20 protein-coding genes are annotated in these 20546 nt (G+C 46.3%); 3 read left to right on the top strand and 17 right to left on the bottom strand.

Translation table 11 applies throughout. From position 1 onward, the window contains the following. Nucleotides 1–79 precede the first annotated feature (79 nt). The 5 genes from RUMAL_RS15405 to ilvA all read right to left on the bottom strand — a co-directional run bounded on the left by RUMAL_RS15405 (nucleotide 80) and on the right by ilvA (nucleotide 3086). Complete coding sequence (locus RUMAL_RS15405) at nucleotides 80–574, bottom strand: dockerin type I repeat-containing protein (protein ID WP_013499611.1); 495 nt, start codon at nucleotides 572–574, stop codon at nucleotides 80–82. Nucleotides 575–645: 71 nt separating this feature from the next. Next, nucleotides 646–1020, bottom strand: a complete 375-nt coding sequence (locus RUMAL_RS15400) for a Rid family detoxifying hydrolase (RefSeq protein ID WP_013499610.1) — start codon at nucleotides 1018–1020, stop codon at nucleotides 646–648. A gap of 59 nt (nucleotides 1021–1079) precedes the next feature. Continuing rightward, the gene (locus RUMAL_RS15395; protein ID WP_013499609.1) at nucleotides 1080–1550 is read right to left on the bottom strand and encodes an NUDIX domain-containing protein; all 471 of its coding nucleotides are present in this window, start codon (nucleotides 1548–1550) and stop codon (nucleotides 1080–1082) included. Between the two features lie 25 nt (nucleotides 1551–1575). Next, entirely contained in the window at nucleotides 1576–1884 is a 309-nt protein-coding gene (gene imm45, locus RUMAL_RS15390) for an Imm45 family immunity protein (RefSeq protein ID WP_013499608.1), read from the bottom strand. Then, entirely contained in the window at nucleotides 1884–3086 is a 1203-nt protein-coding gene (gene ilvA / locus RUMAL_RS15385) for a threonine ammonia-lyase (protein ID WP_013499607.1), read from the bottom strand. Before ilvA ends, imm45 begins: the two co-directional genes overlap by 1 nt. 302 nt (nucleotides 3087–3388) lie before the next feature. Between ilvA and RUMAL_RS15380 the strand changes: the two genes are divergently transcribed. The 3 genes from RUMAL_RS15380 (at nucleotide 3389) to RUMAL_RS15370 (ending at nucleotide 6875) form a co-directional block, all read left to right on the top strand. Further along, nucleotides 3389–3937 (top strand): NADH peroxidase, encoded by a 549-nt coding sequence (locus RUMAL_RS15380; protein ID WP_013499606.1) that lies wholly within the window; start codon nucleotides 3389–3391, stop codon nucleotides 3935–3937. Between the two features lie 212 nt (nucleotides 3938–4149). Further along, nucleotides 4150–5622, top strand: a complete 1473-nt coding sequence (locus RUMAL_RS15375; RefSeq protein WP_013499605.1) for a diguanylate cyclase domain-containing protein — start codon at nucleotides 4150–4152, stop codon at nucleotides 5620–5622. Further along, nucleotides 5619–6875 (top strand): ABC transporter substrate-binding protein, encoded by a 1257-nt coding sequence (locus RUMAL_RS15370; protein ID WP_013499604.1) that lies wholly within the window; start codon nucleotides 5619–5621, stop codon nucleotides 6873–6875. The genes RUMAL_RS15375 and RUMAL_RS15370 overlap by 4 nt, the downstream gene beginning before the upstream one ends. Before the next feature lie 127 nt (nucleotides 6876–7002). On the opposite strand, the gene RUMAL_RS15365 is transcribed toward RUMAL_RS15370, so the two are convergent. The 12 genes from RUMAL_RS15365 to ribF form a co-directional block, all read right to left on the bottom strand. Next, nucleotides 7003–9765, bottom strand: coding sequence for a sigma-70 family RNA polymerase sigma factor (locus tag RUMAL_RS15365; RefSeq protein WP_013499603.1), 2763 nt, complete (start codon nucleotides 9763–9765; stop codon nucleotides 7003–7005). A 15-nt stretch (nucleotides 9766–9780) separates the two neighbouring features. Next, nucleotides 9781–10110: an AzlD domain-containing protein gene (locus RUMAL_RS15360; protein WP_013499602.1), complete on the bottom strand. Its 330-nt coding sequence runs from the start codon at nucleotides 10108–10110 to the stop codon at nucleotides 9781–9783. Beyond that, on the bottom strand, nucleotides 10107–10814 hold the full coding sequence (locus RUMAL_RS15355; protein ID WP_013499601.1) for an AzlC family ABC transporter permease: 708 nt from the start codon (nucleotides 10812–10814) through the stop codon (nucleotides 10107–10109). Before RUMAL_RS15355 ends, RUMAL_RS15360 begins: the two co-directional genes overlap by 4 nt. 82 nt (nucleotides 10815–10896) lie before the next feature. Then, nucleotides 10897–11967 (bottom strand): NAD-dependent epimerase/dehydratase family protein, encoded by a 1071-nt coding sequence (locus RUMAL_RS15350; RefSeq protein ID WP_013499600.1) that lies wholly within the window; start codon nucleotides 11965–11967, stop codon nucleotides 10897–10899. Nucleotides 11968–11986: 19 nt separating this feature from the next. Next, a complete protein-coding gene (dusB, locus tag RUMAL_RS15345; protein ID WP_013499599.1) occupies nucleotides 11987–12967 on the bottom strand; it encodes a tRNA dihydrouridine synthase DusB in 981 nt (326 codons plus the stop codon). 63 nt (nucleotides 12968–13030) lie between these two features. Next, nucleotides 13031–13306: a hypothetical protein gene (locus tag RUMAL_RS15340; protein ID WP_013499598.1), complete on the bottom strand. Its 276-nt coding sequence runs from the start codon at nucleotides 13304–13306 to the stop codon at nucleotides 13031–13033. 38 nt (nucleotides 13307–13344) lie between these two features. Then, nucleotides 13345–14853 (bottom strand): DUF4340 domain-containing protein, encoded by a 1509-nt coding sequence (locus tag RUMAL_RS15335; RefSeq protein ID WP_013499597.1) that lies wholly within the window; start codon nucleotides 14851–14853, stop codon nucleotides 13345–13347. Next, on the bottom strand, nucleotides 14853–16532 hold the full coding sequence (locus RUMAL_RS15330) for a GldG family protein (RefSeq protein WP_013499596.1): 1680 nt from the start codon (nucleotides 16530–16532) through the stop codon (nucleotides 14853–14855). The genes RUMAL_RS15335 and RUMAL_RS15330 overlap by 1 nt, the downstream gene beginning before the upstream one ends. Nucleotides 16533–16544: 12 nt before the next feature. Continuing rightward, entirely contained in the window at nucleotides 16545–17282 is a 738-nt protein-coding gene (locus RUMAL_RS15325) for an ABC transporter permease subunit (protein WP_013499595.1), read from the bottom strand. Further along, entirely contained in the window at nucleotides 17282–18259 is a 978-nt protein-coding gene (locus tag RUMAL_RS15320; RefSeq protein WP_013499594.1) for an ABC transporter ATP-binding protein, read from the bottom strand. Before RUMAL_RS15320 ends, RUMAL_RS15325 begins: the two co-directional genes overlap by 1 nt. A gap of 137 nt (nucleotides 18260–18396) precedes the next feature. Beyond that, the gene (locus RUMAL_RS15315; RefSeq protein ID WP_013499593.1) at nucleotides 18397–19623 is read right to left on the bottom strand and encodes a glycosyltransferase family 39 protein; all 1227 of its coding nucleotides are present in this window, start codon (nucleotides 19621–19623) and stop codon (nucleotides 18397–18399) included. Next, nucleotides 19620–20546, bottom strand: coding sequence for a riboflavin biosynthesis protein RibF (ribF, locus tag RUMAL_RS15310; protein ID WP_013499592.1), 927 nt, complete (start codon nucleotides 20544–20546; stop codon nucleotides 19620–19622). Before ribF ends, RUMAL_RS15315 begins: the two co-directional genes overlap by 4 nt.

Genomic DNA, 20546 nt, shown 5'->3' with positions numbered 1-20546 from the left:
GAAACACTCCACTAAAAAAATTATAGCATATTTACTGATAAAATATGTCAATAATTATCGGAAAATTTGTTAAGCAAATTTAACCTAAAAACTTCTTGCCCTTGATATGTGCTGCAAGCTTTGAAAGATCGGTAACATCGATCTTTCCGCTGTTGTTGATATCTGCTGCATCGGGGAAGGGAAGATCCTTTTTTCCCTTTATATACGCTGCAAGCCTGGAAAGGTCGGTTACATTTACGATCCTGTCTCCGTTCAGATCACCCTTTACGGGTTCTTTTTTATCGTCGATCTCGGAATCAAATATCGAATCAGCGAGATTATCATTTCCCGATCCGCCGTCATCGTACGGATGACTTTCGGGAGTCGATATCTCAGAGCATTCATTGTTTGGTGATGAGCTGTCAGGTATATCTGTTCTGCTCGTATCATCGGCAGCGGAGCTGTTTCCGATGGGGAGGATAGGCAGCTCGATCACATCATCACCTTCTGCCAGTGCACCGAAAGAGGGGATTATCGCAACTGCAAGACCTGCAGAAAGTACTATCGCTGCAGCGATCGCTGTTACCTTTTTCATAGCATTTACCTCCGTATCATTTTAAAAATCAGCCGCCTTTATCGGGCGGCTGTGTGGGTAGTTCGGTAGCTTTATACCTCTGCTATTACCTCAACTTCAACAAGAACATCCTTGGGGAGTTCCTTTACCGCTACGCAGGAACGAGCGGGCTTGGAGGTGAAGTACTCACCGTATACACCGTTGAATGCTGCGAAATCGCTCATGTTCTTCAGGAAGCATACTGTCTTTACAGCCTTGTCTATCGAAGTGCCTGCAGCCTTCAGTACCTCGCTGAGGTTCTTGCACACCTGATGTGTCTGCTCCTCGATGGTTGCTGCTTCAACGTTGCCTGTTGCAGGGTTTATTGCTATCTGTCCCGATGTGAATACAAGTCCGCCTACTACCTTTGCCTGTGAGTAAGGTCCGATCGCATCGGGTGCTGTTTTGGTATAAACTGTCTCTGCCATAATTGATTACTCCTTTTAGATAATGGTTATTTATGAGCACGGCGCCTGCCGTGTTATATCTATATAGTGTATAGCCTCTGTATCCTGTCCTTGTTACGTGATACGAAGTTTGTCTGAACAAAACCTGTTTCTTTCAAGGCGCTCCGTATCATTGACTTGGTCAGGTCAGGGACATCATCCCTTTCTGTGGCTTCATAAGCGTCTATCCATACAGCTTCGCTGTTCTCGTCATTATCGGAACGAGCCTCGCCGCTTATATAGCTTGCGGTGAACACGCTGTACCAGTCCTTGTCGCTGAACCTTACGCCTATGAGATTTTCAGCCTTTACGGTAACTCCTGTTTCTTCAAGAACTTCTCTTTCGCAAGCCGTATCGGGAAGTTCACCTTTGCGTATATAACCGCCCGGGATTATCAGCAGACCTTTGCCTGTGCCGTAGGTGTGCCTTACCAGAAGAACCTTGCCGTCCTTTATGACGACTGCTGCCGCGGATTTGCCCCAGTCGTTATCCTTTTCGTTTTCTGCACTCATAATATTTGCGTTTGTGCCTTTCTGCTTACCCTATAACTGTCACCTTATTGGCAGTACAGCCGTCATAGACCTTTGTCTGCCAGCTTTCTTTCAGCCATTCGGTGCTTATGGCAACTGCATCCTCTGCCTGCGCTTCTTTCGGGAATACATATTCAAGGTAGCCTGCATGGTAGCCCGATACACAGTACAGCGCAAGAGGACAGCGATCTTCTTTGGCTGAATGGTATTCGCATATCATAAAGTCAACATACTCTTTGTCAAAAGGGTATGTGCCGATAAACCTTAGCACTGTTCCCCTGTACAGATGCGGCTTTGGGCAGTCGGTAAGCTTCATTACTTGTTTACTATCTTGAAGCCCTTAGCAGTAAGTGCTGCACGGATATCGCGGATATGGTTGTAATCCCTTGTTTCGAGAACGAGTCTTAGCAGGCATTCGGTGATGTCGCTGTCCTCGCTTGCTCTCTCGTGGTGGATAGATACAACATTCGCGCCAAGATCTGCGATGATAGCAGATACATCCTTCAGCTGACCGGGCTTGTCATCCAGCTGTATTGTAAGTGTATCAGATCTGCCGGACTTCAGCAGACCTCTCTTGATAACACGGGAGAGTATTGTAACGTCGATATTGCCGCCTGAAACCAGACATACAACGTTCTTGCCCTTGATATCGGGTATCTTGTTGAACATAACAGCCGCAACAGATACAGCACCTGCGCCTTCTGCGATGAGCTTCTGCTTCTCGATAAGGTGGAGTATAGCCGAGCTTACCTCGTCATCGGTAACGGTAACTATGCCGTCAACGTACTGTTTGCAGTATTCAAATGTGTTCTCGCCGGGTTCTTTTACCTGTATGCCGTCTGCGATAGTGTGTACGCTGTCGAGGCAGAGTATCTTGTCCTCAGCAAGTGATTTCACCATGGAAGGTGCGCCCTCAGCCTGAACACCGTATACCTTCACACGGGGGTTAAGCTGTTTTACAGCAAAAGCCACACCCGATATAAGTCCGCCGCCGCCGACAGGCACAACGATGACATTGGCATTAGCCACCTGATTGAGTATCTCAAGACCTATAGTGCCCTGACCTGCGATAACATTTTCGTCATCAAAGGGGTGTATGAAAGTATAGCCGCACTCATCGCGCTGACGTATAGCTTCTGCATAAGCGTCATCGTATACACCCGGTACAAGGCATATCTCTGCACCGTAGCTTCTTGTAGCCTCAACCTTGGATATGGGTGCACCGTCAGGCAGGCAGATTATGGAACGTATGCCGTTCTTTGCAGCCGCCAGCGCAACGCCCTGTGCGTGGTTGCCTGCAGAGCACGCGATAACACCGTGTGCCTTTTCCTCATCTGAAAGCTGGGATATCCTGTAATAAGCACCCCTTACCTTGAAAGAGCCTGTTATCTGAAGGTTCTCTGTTTTCAGAAAAACGTTGCAGTTGGGGTTTACCTGAGGAGCAGAGATACAGGCAGTAGGTCTGATGACCTCTTTGAGTACATTTGATGCGTCGAACACTTTATCGAGTGTAAGCATGGTGATTGACCTCTTTTCAAAAATTACTAAGTTTCCGAAAAACCTTTAACTTATATTATATCACTAAGATATTGGATTGTCAATATTCTGTGAACACGAAAAAAGGGGATAGATACTGATTGAACACGGTCTGATCTTATATCAGCAAAGTATACAAAAATGGTATAAATTAACCCCGACAAATCTCTGGAATTTTCAGGGAGTTAGTCTTGACAAATTGCACTTAATGTGAGATAATTTAATAAAGACTATTGTCTGACGTTAACAATTGGACTGATATAAAAATAAGGAGGATCATCCGTATGAAAAAGTTTGTATGTACTATATGTGGTTATATCTATGAGGGCGAGGCTGCTCCCGAAAAATGTCCCCAGTGTAATGCCCCCGCTTCCAAGTTCGATGAACTGAAGGAGGCTGCAGAGCTTACATGGGCTGATGAGCACAGAGTTGGTATAGCTCAGGGTCTTGATCCTGAGATCGTAGCAGGTCTTAAAGAGAATTTCAACGGTGAATGTTCTGAGGTAGGTATGTATCTTGCTATGGCAAGAGTTGCATACAGAGAAGGTTATCCCGAGGTAGGTCTTTACTATGAAAAGGCTGCATGGGAGGAGGCTGAGCACGCTGCTAAGTTTGCAGAGCTGCTGGGCGAGGTAGTTACACCTTCCACCAAGAAGAATCTGGAAATGAGATATATGGCTGAGAACGGTGCCTGCGAAGGCAAGATGAAGCTGGCAAGAAAGGCTAAGGAGCTGGGTTATGATGCTGTACACGATACAGTTCATGAGATGGCTAAGGACGAAGCAAGACACGGCTGCGGCTTCAAGGGTCTGTATGACAGATACTTCAAATAATATATAAAAGTATATGCTTGCTATATACCCGGGCAGATATGTCCGGGTATTTTTTTGTCGGCAATTGTCGGTTTTCATGAAAATCTGTTATTTTGTGCGATAATTTACAAATTGATAATTGAATTCGGGCGGCGGTATTGATATAATTAATCTGTATAGGTTTGACTTGGTCAGTCAAGTATCATTATTTATAATGTTTAGAGGTATATATCTTGGAAAAAGAAAGTAAGGAAAAGCTGAAGCACTCGACTCGGTCTGTGATCATAATAATGATCCTGATAATGGCGGCGGTATGTGCGCTGTGCCTGGGCTATATGAGCTATGTGCACTATGACAAGCAGCTTGAATATGAAGCAGAACTGCTGAGAAATTCCGCAGAACAGTCGGCATCGGTTCTGGATATGCATTTTAAAAAGCTGGAGGATGCCAGTGTTATAGTTCTTGCCGATGAGGGACTTATGAGCTTTGATGCGGCTAATTTCTCCACAGGCTCGGAATATGATAATTCACTCAGGCTGGCAGACCTTAAAAAGAATGTTACAGCTCTCAGTTTTATTGACAACTACTGCGATTTTACGCTGATATACCGCAACGATGCTGCTGCAGGCAGACTGTCTGACGGTACAAAGGAGCTCCTTTGTGATAAGGAGAGCAAGGTGTACCCGCTGCTGAAAGATCAGCTTGGGGACAAGCGCAGAGTGTGGGTAACGGGTATAAAGGATGATCCTGCTAAGGTATTCTATATCAGCCAAGCTAACGATAACGTGGTATTCCTTGGCGGATTCTATACCGAGGAGCTCAGATACCTTGTAAAAGATGCTCAGCGGATAAAGGATTCAAAGCTGGTGCTCATGTCCGACAGCGGCAGAGATGTAATGACTATATGCAATACCAAAAAGGAACTTGAAATAGAGACCACCAGCAGCGACAGCTGTGTAGTGATAAAGGATACCGCTATCCAGGCAGAAAAGACACTTAGTAACGGCTGGCATCTGGTGATAGTCAAGGATATGTCAGAGGTGAATGAGTTCTATAAAAAGCTTGAACTGGAAACAGCTGTGGCTCTCATGCTGGTACTCATAATGACACTGACACTGTTTTTCATCAATTTCAGGAACGATCCGTCTTTGGGTGCCGTTGCTTCTATTGCGCCGGAGGTCGATATGCTCACCGGTATAATCAATGCCGAGGAAGCTGAGAATATCATAGCTGATAAGCTGGAGACCTGTGTGACAGGTGCAACTATGATGATAGCTATAGCGCGTATAACCAATCTCGATGAGGTGCGCCGTAAGTACCGTACATCGGGGTATAACGGTACTATCATAAAAACATACCGCGGTCTTGCGGAATATCTCGGTACTGATTCCGCAGATTCTAAAAATATACTGGGACGTACAGGTGAGGGCGAATTCCTTATAATGGCAGACTATACCCAGTATGATCTCTTCAAGGCTAATGATGAACTGAAGAAAGGTCTTGTTGAACTGAGCGAGGCGCTGAATTCGGTATACCTGGCAACTCCGGATGATATACATATATGTGTAGGCGCAGCGGTATATCCAAATAACAGTACCGACTATGACGAGCTTTATTCAATGGCTGAAAAAGCACTTCAGGAAGCGATAAACGATGATGAGAAGAGCTATGCCATATATAAAAAGGAAAAGAGCGCACACAAATGATTAAGCATATTTTAAAACGATCGGCAGCGGTAATGACTGCCGCTGTAATGCTGGTGCTTTGCGGCTGCCATGAAAAAACGCTTAAAGATAATGATGAACCTGTGGAGATCACTTTCTCATGGTGGGGAACTGATGAAAGGAACGAGAAGACCCTCAACGGTCTGCATATTTTTACTGAGCAGAACGGTATAAATGTACATCCCAAGTACTCCGAATTCACAGGCTATAAATCCCAGATGGATGTTCAGATGTATTCGGGTACTCAGGCAGATGTTATGCAGCTGAACTATGACTGGCTGTATGAGTATACCGGAAACGGTGATGAGTTCTATGATCTTTCCGAACTTGAGGATATCGACCTTTCAACTTATCCCGAAGCATCGCTTAACTGCGGCATGGTGGACGGAAAGCTGGAGGCTGTACCATATGGGTTCAATGCAGTAACTTTCTTATACAATAAGACCCTGCTTGACAGCTATGGTCTGGAAGTGCCTCAGACATGGGATGACCTTTTCGCGGCAGCCTCTGTTATGCGTACTGACAATGTTTATCCCATTTCTATGAATGAAAAATTCTACTGGCTCACCGCCTGTGCATATATGGAACAGACAACAGGTCATAAGCCTTTCGGTACAGACGGAAAACCGCTGCTTACTCAGGAGGATCTTGCTGTTATGCTGGAATTCAGCACCAGGATAATTGATGAGAAAGTTTCAAAGCTGGGCAGCGAGTATGACAGACGTGATTTTTCTATGCTGAGAACGGCAGGCACGGTTTCATGGACATCCGATCCCGGGTATTTTGAGGACGCTGCTAAAAATATGAAAATGGAGATCGCAATAGGTCCGTATATTACTGCCGACAGCTATCTCAGCTACGGCTGGTACGAAAAGCCCACAGGTCTTTATGCCATAAGAAAGGATACTGCATATCCGCAAGCCGCAGGTAAATTGGTGAATTATCTTATAAACAGTGCGGATATGGCGGCAAACCTTGAAATGACCAAGGGTACCCCCATAAGCAGCGCCGCATCAGAAGCACTGGAGGCAAGAGGTCTACTGAAAGGCATTGAGTATGAAGCTAACCGCCAGATGATGAGCGAAGCAAGACTGCAGACTATGTGCCCGACTATGGAGAATAGCAGCCTCATAGATATCTATATGGATTCTGTCTACAGTATCCACTATAAAGGCGCTAATATCAACAGGGAAGCTAAGCTGGCTATGGATAAAATATCCAAACTAAACTTCTGATACAAAAACATTCCCCGCTGCAAGGTGGGTGCTTATACAGAATATTTATGATCATTATTTTCAGCAAAGCTGAAAATAATGATCACAAACGTTCTATATGGGCACCCGCCTTGTGGCGGGGAGTGCTTTATGCTATGGGGTAGGCATCCGCGGATCTGTCTTTATTGAATATATAGATATATCCGTCTTTGACAACAAAGCCTATGGAGCTGGTCTCATAAATATCTTGTGAGCTCAGGTCGGTGAATACTCTTTCGGAGGGCGGTGTGGTGCATACCATATTCAGCTTTCCGCCGTCGGTATCCAGGAGGATATAGCTTTGCTTTGCGGTGACGCTGTTGTAGTACAGATATCTTTCGCGGCCATTTTCCTCATCGTAGTCAAGGTCCAAATTTTCGCTATTTTCGCTGTCATAAAGCTTTTCATACTCTTCAAAGGTTATCTCTTTGCTGTCGTAGTCATACTCCGTTTCCAGCGGCAAGCAGATATATCTTCCGTTGTGAAGACAGAAATCGGAACCCCAAAGAATAAACATCTTTCCGATGTCAAACTCGGAAAGCGTTCCAGGTTTATTTATCGGTATCTCATCAATGATCTCGAACAGGGATCTTTCTTCTTCTTCCGACCAGTCCACACTGTAATAGCGCAATGATCCCTCGGCAGTATCCTCGGGACGAAGACTGATGAGCTGTGGTGTGATTTTATATGTGGAATCATCCTGATAATATTCTTTTAAATGAAAAAGCTGTTCATCGTTCAGAAAGAAATCCATTCCGTTTGATTCAAAATAATCCGCTGCAGGTGCGGAAAGGGGATCGTCCAGATATTTTGTCACCTTTGGTGAATCTATATCGCTCAGATCGGCAGATTCTACTATCCTCACATCATGTTCGGGAAGATATGATCCTTCGTTGATATCTGCGAAATAGACAGTCGAACCGACCAGTGCGCTCCGTAGCTTGGGAATATTCCACAAATCTTCATCGTTTTCAGTTTGTTCGTTGTATACTGTGCGTTCGTATCCTCCGAGATAGTTCAGTTCTTCATCGAATGCGACGGCTGAATACTGATCGGATATGTAGTATATACCGTTTTCCTTGCTGAAGGAATCGGGCTTATCGTATAGGGATATCATGCATTCCTCGGGGGCATAGTTCACCGCCGTAATTTCCTGTCCGTCAGAGATATCTATTTTGATGATCTGTGCTCTGTCATCTGAATTCGATATGAGCAGTACTTCATCTTTACATTCAAGTATGCTGCTGGGATAAGCAGTCAGCGCCATAATGTCGGTACAGCCTACATCATCAGAGGGATCTATACTGCTCATTATAGTAAGTACAGCGCTCTGACTCTTGGCGGCTATGTATATGTCATCCTCAGCTATCAGGGAGCCTTCACCGTTCTCATAGGTCTTTGGCAGAAAAGCAGGATCACCCGAATTGTACATCTCCGCCCTGGCAGCATTTCTTCCTGCAGAGTATTCGCTTATAAGCGTAAGCCTGCCGTTCTCTCCGAATATCAGATCTTCCAGTATGCCCGGCTGTTCGTATTCGTAAAGCAGTTCTCCGCTATTCTTGTCAAAAATGCATATACCGCAGTACTCATGATATATCGCCTTTTCATTCAACTCCTCAGGCAGATGAAAGTCATAGGCTGCTATGATATGATCTCCGTCAAACGTCGCTCCGAGGAGTAAAGGAAATGGTTTCCTGTCATTTCGGATATGCTCATTTGCAAGCTGTTTAACAAGATAAGTGCCGCTCATAAGGTCATTCTCATCATACACTGCTTTGCCGCTGTCCAGCCTGCATCTGTTAAACTCTGCCCTATCTGCTATGTATGCGATACCGTTTTCTTCGTTTACTGCATTCAGAGTCTTTCTTTCACTTCTTTTATCTTTTTCAAGACGGTCTTCGGTCAGCGGTATTGTATCGCTGCTGCCGTCGTAAAGGCACAGGCTTTCATAAAAAGATCTCATCTCAAGTGATATGGATCTAACTGTCGAGTCAGGATCTTTGCTGAAAAAATACCGTCCGTCGGGTATCGTTTCAGCAGAATCTCTATCGTTAGTATCAGCTGACAGAAAGGTGTGCAGTGATTTGTAGGAGCCCCGCCTCAGACCCTTGAAGCCTGTATCTTTGCTTTCCGCCTGTACAACAGCCGTGTCTTCGGTGCGTGGTTTTTCGTCGGTATTTCTGCTGTGCAGCCACAGACCTGTACCGCCTACAGCAAGTACAGCAGCCACAGCTATCACCGATCTCGGGATAGTTCTGCGCCTGTGTATTTCCCTGACCTCCTTGTAGCCTGCTTCTATAGCCGCTGAGGTCATGACCATGCTGCCATTATCGAGCATATCACCTATATTTTCGGGACGAAGTTTCTCGGGCAGCGGGAACATATCCTCCTGCCCTTTGATCAGCATACCTCTCCGCATAGCTTTCAAGCCGCTTTTTTTCAGCCTGCCTTTACCCAGCGAGATATTTGTCCGAACCTCAGATACCCTTATATCAGTGATCTCTGCGATATCCGCAGCTGAAAGCCCTGCGATACCGTTCAGGGCAGTACACAGTCTTTCCTTGTGGGATATTTTACCAAGTTCAGCAAGCAGTTGAGTATCATCGTCGCCCCTGACCTTTTCGCTCCGTGAGAAACCTCCTGTCTGACGAAGTCTTTCAGCGGCTTCGGTAAGTGCCGCGAATATCCTTACATCGAACTCCCTGCTGCTGCAATTATCGTCAAGCCGCGAGTACATGGTGAGCACGCCTTCGCGTACAGCCTCCTCTGCTTCTTTCTTGCTGCATATCACAGCCAGTGCACAGTAGTAGAGCTTGTTATAAAGCCTGAGATACTGCTTTTCAAAATAAGTCCTTTTTGAGTTTTGTTCCAAGGTCTTCTCCTTATGTCATAGTATCAGTCCGGTGATGAATGCGGCTGCCGAAGCGCCCAGTGCCACAGCTATAAGCGGAAGTTCAAAATACGCCATGACCAGCGCTACTATCGTTCCCGCGGCGGCAGTGACCATACTGCCTGTACTCGCGGCGGCAGTGACCATACTGCCTGTACTGTAGAATATGGCAGGTATAGTCATAGCACTGAGTACTGCATAAGGAATGTAATGCAGAAAACTCAGCCAGAATCTTGATGTTATCTTTTTTCTGAAGAAGGTGAAGGGCACCATGCGTATCAGGTATGTGACACCTGCCATTACAAGTACGTATATCGCTATACTCATTCCTTGCCGCCCTCCTCTGTTTCTTTGACAGGGAAGAACCATGCCCCTGCAAGTGATGCTGCTACCGCACATATGATCATAGCGAATCCGCCCGATACAGATGTGAATAAATACCTGAACAGCAGACTTAGCACTACAGCCGTCAGTGATACTGCCAGCACGCCCCGTTCCTTTTTGCAGGGCGGTATAACTATCGCGATGAACATACCGTACAGTACGATACCCATAGCGTTTGATACCGCCGCAGGCAGAAGTTCACCTGCAGCAGCACCCATAGCCGTACCGCTGACCCAGCCGAGAACAGCCACAAATATCATGCCGTACATATATGCAGGTGTCAGCGGCTTTTCCTGTGCCGAGCATACTGCGAATATCTCGTCCGTTATGCTGTAGCTTGCTGCCAGTCTGTGAGGTGTTGTGAACCTCTTGTCCAGCTTCTGCGAAAGCGAGAGCGCCATAAGCGAATACCTGATATTTATTGTTATCTGCACAAGTGCCATTTCAAGCAGTGTACTGCCTGCCGCTATCATTTCAACACCCTTTGCCTGACCTGCGCTGGTAACGTTGGTAAGCGATATCACGGTTGCCCATAAAGCGCTGAGACCCTTGCTTACTGCCAGTATACCGAATCCGAAGGACACGGACAGGTATCCCAGCATTATGGGTACACCGTGTGACATCCCCCTTACGAAGTCCTTTTTCAATTTTATTCCCCTATCCTGATAAATAGCTGTAAATAGTTTAGTATGTTATGTGTGTACCCTTAGTATGAATCTACCCCTGCGGTCACTTGTTCTTATCGTATCTCATGCTGGTGATGAGCCTGTCAAACATTTCCTTCAGACCTATCTCCGCTCTCCAGCCAAGCGATTCAGCCTTGTCTGTAGCAAGATTCATCTTTACCTTGGGATTGTATCCCAGTTTTGTAACGTCCTCAACTATGTTGAAAACAAGCTTCGTGCCGCTGTCGGGATAATTCTCTATAAGCATCTCCGCCATTCCGCGTATGCTGATGAGGGTATCCTTGTTGGCGATGTTGTAAGCCTGTGCAGTTTCGCCTTTCAGCATAACAGTCAGTATACCTGTTACAGCATCGCTGATGTAGCAGTAATTTCTTTCGGTGGAGCCGTCTGTCATCAGCACGATGTCTGTACCCTCGATTATTGCTCTTGCAAACTGTGCGAATACTCTGCCGTCGTTGTAGCCCACACCTGCACCCATGCTCTGGCAAAGTCTTGCGACCTTTACAGGCACGCCGTATTCGTGGGCATAAGATGAACACAGTGTCTCCACTATCCTCTTGCCCTCGGAATAACTGCTTCTTACACTCATGGGGTCAATGCTTCCGAAGGTCTTTTCGTCAACGCTCTCCATGCTGAGGTCTACAACGCCGTATATCTCCAGCGATGACAGATATACCATGCCCTCGACCTGCTTAGCCTTTGCCAGCTCCAGCAGATTTTTTGTGCCGTCAAGCGCCGTGAATATAGTCTCCACAGGGGTATCAACAAATGCCTTTGAGCTTGTTATGCTCGCACCGTGTATGATGAAGTCGATGCCGCCGTCATAATTGTAAGGCGCAGTTACGTCTTGCACCAGAAATTCCAGTGCATCCTTATCAGCATACTTAAACAGCTTTTCAGCCTTCTCCTTATTGCGCACCGCCGCGATGACTTTCAGCCCGAGACCTCTCTCTGCATTGGCATTCAGCAGTGTCATTACCACCTGTCCGCCGATAAGACCTGTCGCACCTGTTACCAGTATCGTCTTGCCTTTCAGCTTGTCCCATTCTATAAATTCAGCCGCAGAAGCACGCTCAACGTCCTCCTGCATTATCCTGTTATCCGAAAGCTTCATTATTAGTCCTCCCTTGTTATTATAAGTCGCTCTCTGACCGTATTATCCGAGCCGCTATTTCCTCTGCCTGTTCATAGGTCGAAAGCTCACCGCATTCCGCTCTCAGCTTAGCTGAATTCGGCAGACCCTTGACGTACCACGCTACATTTTTACGAGCCTCTTTCATGCCGCGTACCTCGCCCTTGTATTTGCAAAGATACCTGCAATGCCTGAGCATTATCTCCATTCGCTCTTTTATATCGGGCTCGGGGAGCTTTTCTCCCGTTTCCAGAAAATGTTTTATCTCACGGAAGACCCAGGGTCTGCCGTAGCTGCCCCTTGCCAGCATAACAAGGTCACAGCCTGTTTCTTCGTACATCCTTTTGCAGCTTTCGCCGTCCTTTACATCGCCGTTGCCGAATACGGGTATACTCACTGCCTGCTTCACCTGACGTATTATCTCCCAGTCAGCTTCTCCCGAATAGAACTGCTGTCTTGTACGTCCGTGTACCGCCATAGCCGCGATACCTGTCTGTTCCAGCGCTTTAGCGAATTCTACCGCGTTTTTTGAAGTGTCATCCCACCCCGCACGGAATTTGACCGTCACGGGACAGCACGCATTCTTCACCGTTTCTTTAGCTATCTCCACTGCACGCGGGATATCCTTCATCAGTGCCGAGCCCGAACCGTTGCCGACTATCTTTGGCACAGGACACCCCATGTTGATATCTATGATATCAGGCTTGTGCTTACCAAGAAGATATGCCGCCTTGCCCATAAAATACGGGTCCTCACCGAATAGCTGCAAAGCGTAGGGACGTTCTTCGTCCTCTATCTCGCAAAGCTCGCCTGTCTTTCTGTCATTGTAGCAAAGTCCCTTTGATGATATCATCTCGCTGACCAGATAAGCTGCCCCGAATTCTCTGCAAAGAAGCCTGTAGGACTTATCCGCCACTGATGCCATAGGCGCAAGTGCCGCAGTTTTTTCGACGTTCACTCCACCGATGCTAACATATTCCATGCTCTTTCTCCCGAAAAGCGGAGACCGCTAAAAGTGATCTCCGCCATGTTTCATAAATTAAATTTACGCTTTTACTTTCAGCCATGCACAAGCTATATCCAGTGCATCATAAAGGCTGTCTGTGTCTGCCTGCTTGTCGATATTAGGCTTTGTAAGATCTGTGGACATCTTTCTGATCTTGACCTTGTCAGCCACTTCGATATCGCCCATTTTCTTGGTGTGCTTTATTTCTATCCATACCACGAAATCGTCATACATATTGCCGTAATAGAGCTGATTGCCTTTTCTTACCAGGGGCAGACCCTTGTATGTGAAAAATTTCTTTACTGCTTCGCTCATTTATCTCTCCGCCTTTCTGTTTGTTTGATACTGTTGTATCAGAAGTTAGTGTTTATTTCCTTGCCGTTTTTCAGATTCTCAACATTGGTCTTCAGACTGTCTATCCAGGTACTCTGTATCCTGTAGGAAGTCTTGCCGTTGAGCTTTACGATGTAACGCCTTGAAGTGTCCTGATAGAACTCGATAACATCCTCGCCGCCGTCCTTGCGGACCTGCTTGATGATGACTTCGGGCTGACCCTCAGGTTCTTCAAACCATATCTCGTTGGTGGGGCAGGACATTATGAACTGATAAAGGCTCTTGTACTGGTATATATCCAGATCCTTACCCCCTGCCTTTACCGAGGTTATGTCTGCAGGCTTGCCGTTTTCGTCCTTGTCGTTGCTTCCGCCGTTGGTAGTCATTTCAAAGAGATCTTCCTTGCCGTCTACCGTCACCGACATACCGGCCAGATCGACCAGATAGTTGGATGTAATAAGATTAGATATAACGTCCTCTATCTTGAAAGTTACCCAAGGAAGGTTTTCTGCCGGTATCACGTACACTGCGTTACAGCCCTTTACGCCCTCCAGGGTACAGTAGTAGCCCAGCAGTGCAGCATTCTCGCCTTCAGCGGCTTCCGCATAGGATTCTCCGCCGATCTTCAGCGTATAGTCATAGTCCTCGCCTTTAAGGTTCACCACACACCTTGGTGAATCAAGTCCGTACTCCTTCAGCTGTTCATCGGAAGGTGCTACTGCCTCACAGCCTGATGCTGTCAGTCCCCACATACCGTGGGTAACATCGCTTGAACCTGTGATATTTAGGTACGAGAATATAGGCTCGCTTATTACCTGACTTGAAAGCATATTGCTGTTCTCATTCGGGTCATTTTCAAATACCACCTGATAGTCCCAGTCGCTCCTTGTGATCGTTTCCTTGCCGTAGTCGGGCCAGTCTTCATTGTTGACAGGCTTTGCTATCAGCGAAAGGTTTGCGAAATCCTTGGCAGCTTTCAGCATATCAGATATGTGTATGGTAAGTATCATATATACCTTGCTGCTGTCCTCGATCCTGATGTAGGTGTATTTGGATTCGGGTGCAGCATCACCTATGAGCACCTTGCTTTTTGTGCCGTCGGTGTAGCTTATCTCAAAGCTTGCTCTCGGCTTATCGAGCCCGTACTTTGAAAGATCCTGTGCATCCTCCTCGGCTATCTTGGATGCCTCCAGATGACCGCAGTCGGATATCAGGCTGTCCTTCATCGCCCTGTTCTGGTTCACCGAGCTTATCTCCTCGATAGTCCATGAGCTTTTGCCGGATGCAGGCTTATCCAGAGTGAAGCCGCCGTTCTCGTTTTCAGCCTTTATGGCGCTTATTTCCTCCGATTCCTTGTCAAGCACGAATATGTGCTCCATCTCAGCCGCCGAGGATACTTTTTTATCTGCCGCAGAACTGTCAGCCTGCTTGTTCTTGTCCTTGTCCGTGGCGTTGAGGAATACCAGCATTCCTGCCAGACTTGCCGCTATAACGCCGCAGATTATTATGCCTTGTACCTTGCCGTTCATTACTTATTCTTTCTCCTTAACCATACAACAAGTCCCACGATAAGTACCGCTACAGGTATTATCAGACAGAATGTCCACATCAGTGCGGTCTTTTTGCTCTGGTCGATATCAAAAGCTGTACCCTTGATAGTCTTGGGCTTGATGAATACTCCGTCGGTCTTGTGGCTTATGCCTGCGATGACACTGAAGAAGTATTCGCTGTTTCCGTACTGCTGTGCAGAAAGTATATTCGACTGCAGCAGGTACTCCGAACCGAAGCAAAGCACGTTGCTGTATGCTGTGTCACCGCTGCCGTCATCTGCAAACTTTGCCTTTGAACCTATAGCAAACAAGCACTGCTGACCCTTGGTCAGTGTTTCGGAAGGTACCAGCTGGTACTCATTGTTGTATTTCAGTGTGGCTGTATAAGCGTTGTCGGTGGTTTTTACATACTGCTGTGTGGATATCTTGCCCTGTTCGTCAAACAGCGTATTTACAGGTCTTGTGTACATGGAGCTTATAACTAAGTTCTTGTTCAGTATATCCTGATTGAAGTCCGAAGAAAGATCGGTGGAAAGTGTGTAGTAGGGGTAGTTGATGTAGTTATCGCCATACGCTTCACATATAACTCCGTCACCTACCGCCAGACCGTACTCCTCCAGGAACTCATCAAGGTTAGGTGTCTTGCCCTGGCTGTATGAAGCCACATAGATAAGCTGTTTGCCCAGCTTATTGTCATTGTTCAGGAAATCGCTGACCTTCTGTACCTCCTCGGGCAGATAATCCACCGTTGGTGCAGGGATAACAGCTATATCCGTATTTGAGGGTATCTCATCCTTGGTGATGTCTATCTCATTTACGTTGTATCCGTTAGCCACAAGAAGTGTCTTGAAATATGAGAACGGTGAAGTCTTCGATGTAATATCGCTTACTTCATTTCTACCGTTCAGGAAAGTAACATATACGGGATTCGGGTCTGTTACTGTCATCAGTGCCGATGTGAAAGCCTGTTCGGCATTTGATGACTCAACATAGCTGCCGTAGTAAGCCAGCAGATTCATGTCGCCGCCTGCCTGTTCTCTCAGCATATCTATACTGTAACCCGACTGTGAAAGGTTGGACACCAGCTCATCATTGAAAGACAGCAAATCGACCATACCCAGCTTTCTTGTCCTCTTGACGGTCTCGCCATCGACTTCGCTGCTTGTCTCGAATATGATATCAAAGTTTGATATCGTATCGCTGTAGCTCTTGATGATATCAGGGTTTGAATCTATATCCACAAATCTGTAGGATATGTGGTGATTCATCTTGCAGTAGTTTTTAAGAAGCTCTATCGCCTGCTTGTTGTAAGCAGAATAGTTCAGGTATGTTTCCTCGTCTGCAAATATGGATACAAGTACATCCCTGTCCACATTCTTTACGTACTCCTCCGTTTCATCGGTCATGGAGTATATCTTGTCCTTGGTAAGGTCGATATTTATTGGGTAACGCTCAAACAGTACCGTAGTTACTACGTTGAGCAGTACCAGCACTGCCAGGAATCCGCAGGTCAGCACCGTAGCCATAGTGCCGTGTTTCAGCTTTTTGGCTGTATTTCCGCTTCCTGCTTTCTTGTCTTTTGGCTTCTTATCCTTGTCAGCTTTCTTTTTAAGCAGTTCCTCACTGCCTGAGGTGACTTTTTCTTCCTTGTTTTCCATTACAGACACCTCCTAGCTCCAGCGGCGCTTTTCAAGCACTCTCACCGTCAGGAACAGGAAAGCCGCCACAGCGCTCATAAAGAAGATAACATTTGAAAAATTGAATATGCCGTAGGTGAATTCCATATACCTCTCACCGAAGGATATCTTCTCCAGCGCAGTCCTTATTCCTTCGACGACCTTGGTGTACCAGTGTCCTTCGTCCAGTGCAGGCAGAAGTCCGCCGATGATGGAAAGGAATGATACCGCTATCAGTACCACGAAACTAATTACTGCAGCCACTACCTGATTCTCGGTAAATGACGAGCAGAATATGCCGATGGATATGAACGCACCGCCCAGCAGCAGCAAAGCAACTATATTACCTACTATAACGTTCCAGTCGGGGTCACCGTATACCGATACTACAACTGCCATTACCGCTGTAATGGATACAGCAGCCGTGTATACCAGAAATGCTGCAAAGAATTTTCCTGCAACTATACCGCCCAGACTTACAGGTGCTGTCAGCAGACACTGGTCAGTCCTGGTACGCTTTTCTTCTGATATTGTACGCATGGTGAGTATGGGTATAAGTACTATGAGTATCGTCAGCAGCGATGAGAACATACTGTCCAGCTTTGCATATCCGCTGTTCAGGCTGTCCATTGAGAACATAAGTCCCGCATAGGCAAAAAATGCCGCAATAAATATATATCCGATAGGGGAGGTGAAATAGCTGCGCACCTCACGCCTGAAAATAGCGCCCATCAGTTATCAGCCTCCTCATTATTGTTCTCTTCAAGAGCGGGGATATTCTCGCCCATAGTCAGTTTCAGGAAGATATCCTCCAGATTCATTTCTGTGCTCTTCAGTTCAAGTATAGTGAAACCGTTGTCCGCCATTTTTCTGAACAGCTCGTAGCGTATCTCCTTGCCCTCAGCTGCCTCAATGCGGTAATCGCAGATGTTGTTCTTGTGCTCTGCATCGCAGTACACCTTGTCCACACCGTCGATGCCCTGTATAAGGCGCATAACAGAATCCTTATTGCCGTCCGCCTTGCATATGAACTTGTTGTCGCCGGTCAGCTTGTGTGAAAGGTTCTCTTCCGTATCGTTTGCAACGACTCTTCCCTCGTTGATAACAACTATCTTGTCGCATACAGCCTGTACCTCGGAAAGTATGTGCGATGAAAGTATCACCGTATGATTCTTTCCCAGCTTGCGTATAAGCGTTCTTATCTCGATTATCTGTTTCGGGTCAAGTCCGACAGTAGGCTCGTCAAGTATCAGCACCTTGGGATTTCCCACCAGTGCCTGCGCAAGACCTACTCTCTGCCTGTAACCCTTTGACAGGTTCTTTATAAGCCTGTTGTATACATGGTCTATCTTCACAAGGCTGCATATATCCTGCAAATGAGATATCTTAGGCAGCTTGCACTTTTTCAGATCGTATATGAAGTACAGATACTCCTTGACCGTCATATCAACATAAAGGGGCGGTATCTCGGGGAGGTACCCTATGTTCTTCTTTGCCTTTACGGGATCTTCGAGTATGTCTATCCCGTCTATCAGTGCCTTGCCCGAGGTACATGAGATGTATCCGGTAAGAATATTCATCGTTGTTGATTTTCCGGCACCGTTAGGTCCGAGAAAACCCAGCACCTCACTGTCCTCGGCTTTGAAGCTGATATTGTTCACGGCTTTTTTGTCGCCGTAATGCTTTGATAAATTAACTACTTCTATCAATTTACTTTCCTCCTGTAAGGAAAATTTATGCATTATACAGTATAACCGCTTACTGTGTACACTTTGTGACAGCTTGCGGAAAACCTCGGACTTTTACCACTTATAATATATGTCCGATGTCAAATAAATCATTTTTCTCATTTACTGTCAGCTTCGGCAGTATCTTTGCTTTTCGCTCTCTCAGAGAACAATCGTGCAGCTGTAAACACAAAATATGAACTGAATACTATCATAAACGGCAGTACAGGCATCCTGTACCTTAATCCGCCGTCTATCTCAAAGCACGCCTGTGTCAGGTTTGTCATAAGTATAAACACAAACATTGAGTACAGCTCTTTGTTCTTTTTTCTGAAAGACGTGATAATGCCGAGAAAACCTGTCACTATCAGCGGCAGGAACGTTATATATCCCATCACTACTTCAAATATGGAGTTTTCCCTGATGAATGCCACTGACCAGAAGAATACTGCCCTCAGTGCGATTATCGCCAGTATGTCCAGAGCAAATATAGGCTTGCCGAAGTGTGATGGATCTGCATTGTACACAAATGTGTTTGTTTCGTATACTATCGTGCCGCTCTCAAACAGTCCGATATAATACTTTATCCTCGATACAACCCCATGTTCGCCGTGACTCACCTTCAGCAGAATTATACCCACCGCCAGCATTCCGACTGCTGCTGCGACAGATAATATCAGTATCATTTTCCTGTTTTTACTGAATTTCTGCTTTATCAGCCCCGCACAAATAAATATTATGGTTATAACAGCCGTCGTGCGCTCAAAATAATACAACAGACATATCAGGCTCAGTATCACAAGATCTTTTCGCGCCTTGCTGACCCTTGTGTATTTGTAATAATAGTAAAAGCATACCGCCCCGATAAATATCGCTATCGCGTCGCTTGTCAACGCGTTGTTCCATTCCATCAGTTTAGGACAGTATACATACTCTAACCCAGCCAACAGTGCGATCGTTTTGCTTTTAGTTACTATCTTTGCTGTTTTGTAAAGAAATATCACCGCCGCCGATGTCATCAGCACATTCACAACTATGATCCCGCTGTATCCGCCAGTGAGCTTCTTAACTGCATGAAGTAACAGCGTAAATCCCCAGTAATATGGAATGTCATTGTATTCAGAGAAAAACTTCATTCCCAGTCGGTCAAGCTCGAGTTCCCATTCCTGGAATCTAACAAAATCTCCGCCGTAATGTATGCCTATATTCCTTATGATATTCCACGAAGTGTTCGCCCTGACCAGTAATGACGCAAGAAATAATACCACCGAAAATACACGGTCATTTCCGTTCTCTATCATCTTGTTGAGTATCGGAAATGTTATTTCTTTCCTTTCTTTCTTCATTCCTTGTCAACTCCGTAAAACTCCCTAACTTTCAGGGTATCCTTACCTATCTGCGCTTTCAGCTCGTCGATGCTGTCAAATCCTTTTTCGGGACGTATGAACTTATCTAACAGTATCTCTATCTCTCTGCCGTAAAGGTCACCTGAAAAATCGAGTATATAGGTTTCTGCCAGAGGCGCATCATGGGCTTTGAGCGTAGGCTTGACACCGATGTTCGTCACGCCGAAACGGCTTTTGCCGTCTATCATGACCCTTGTGGCATATACCCCGAATTTCGGCAGTATCTGCCCGCGCGGTATCGTCTGGTTTATGGTAGGGAAGTTCCAGGTCCTGCCCAGCTGCCTGCCATGTTCTACCACCAGTTTCAGCCCGAATATGTACCCGAGCAGTTCGTTTGCCTTTTCTATCTGACCTGTGCGTATGCACTCGCGTATCACCGTAGAGCTTACTTCCTCGCCCTTGTAGCTCAGCTTGTCGCATACCATTACGTCTATGCCGTATATCCTGCCGTAAAGCTCCAGCGTGTTGCAGTCGCCCTCCGCACCTTTTCCGAAACGGAAATCGCTGCCGCACACCACAGCCCTGCATCCCAGCAGACCTGACAGTATATCACGTACAAAAGCCTCCGCAGACATATTTTTAAGCTCGTTAAAATCGGGTGAATACAACAGGTCTACTCCCATATCCTCAAAATGTCTGCATTTCTCAGCATCACTGAGTATCATTTCTATCCTGCCGTCGTGTCCCTTTGAAGTCACTGTGTCGGTCCTGAATGTAAATACCGCAGACCTGACACCAAGTTTCTCCGCCAGCGACAGCGCATTGTTTATGACCAGCCTGTGTCCTCTGTGTACACCGTCAAACAGTCCCAGCGCACAGACAGTTCCCTTGTCGGGCGAAAAGCCCTTGTCGATCTCCTTCAA

Origin of the sequence: Ruminococcus albus 7 = DSM 20455, assembly GCF_000179635.2 — a bacterium.
GTDB classification, from domain to species: domain Bacteria; phylum Bacillota; class Clostridia; order Oscillospirales; family Ruminococcaceae; genus Hominimerdicola; species Hominimerdicola alba.
This window is presented reverse-complemented; position numbering and strand designations above follow the sequence as displayed.

What these genes read in the sequence shown, in the direction of transcription:
- RUMAL_RS15405 (WP_013499611.1), bottom strand. Translation starts at nt 574, where the DNA reads ATGAAAAAGGTAACAGCGATCGCTGCAGCGATAGTACTTTCTGCAGGT.
- RUMAL_RS15400 (WP_013499610.1), bottom strand. Translation starts at nt 1,020, where the DNA reads ATGGCAGAGACAGTTTATACCAAAACAGCACCCGATGCGATCGGACCT.
- RUMAL_RS15395 (WP_013499609.1), bottom strand. Translation starts at nt 1,550, where the DNA reads ATGAGTGCAGAAAACGAAAAGGATAACGACTGGGGCAAATCCGCGGCA.
- imm45 (WP_013499608.1), bottom strand. Translation starts at nt 1,884, where the DNA reads ATGAAGCTTACCGACTGCCCAAAGCCGCATCTGTACAGGGGAACAGTG.
- ilvA (WP_013499607.1), bottom strand. Translation starts at nt 3,086, where the DNA reads ATGCTTACACTCGATAAAGTGTTCGACGCATCAAATGTACTCAAAGAG.
- RUMAL_RS15380 (WP_013499606.1), top strand. Translation starts at nt 3,389, where the DNA reads ATGAAAAAGTTTGTATGTACTATATGTGGTTATATCTATGAGGGCGAG.
- RUMAL_RS15370 (WP_013499604.1), top strand. Translation starts at nt 5,619, where the DNA reads ATGATTAAGCATATTTTAAAACGATCGGCAGCGGTAATGACTGCCGCT.
- RUMAL_RS15360 (WP_013499602.1), bottom strand. Translation starts at nt 10,110, where the DNA reads ATGAGTATAGCGATATACGTACTTGTAATGGCAGGTGTCACATACCTG.
- RUMAL_RS15350 (WP_013499600.1), bottom strand. Translation starts at nt 11,967, where the DNA reads ATGAAGCTTTCGGATAACAGGATAATGCAGGAGGACGTTGAGCGTGCT.
- dusB (WP_013499599.1), bottom strand. Translation starts at nt 12,967, where the DNA reads ATGGAATATGTTAGCATCGGTGGAGTGAACGTCGAAAAAACTGCGGCA.
- RUMAL_RS15340 (WP_013499598.1), bottom strand. Translation starts at nt 13,306, where the DNA reads ATGAGCGAAGCAGTAAAGAAATTTTTCACATACAAGGGTCTGCCCCTG.
- RUMAL_RS15335 (WP_013499597.1), bottom strand. Translation starts at nt 14,853, where the DNA reads ATGAACGGCAAGGTACAAGGCATAATAATCTGCGGCGTTATAGCGGCA.
- RUMAL_RS15330 (WP_013499596.1), bottom strand. Translation starts at nt 16,532, where the DNA reads ATGGAAAACAAGGAAGAAAAAGTCACCTCAGGCAGTGAGGAACTGCTT.
- RUMAL_RS15325 (WP_013499595.1), bottom strand. Translation starts at nt 17,282, where the DNA reads ATGGGCGCTATTTTCAGGCGTGAGGTGCGCAGCTATTTCACCTCCCCT.
- RUMAL_RS15315 (WP_013499593.1), bottom strand. Translation starts at nt 19,623, where the DNA reads ATGAAGAAAGAAAGGAAAGAAATAACATTTCCGATACTCAACAAGATG.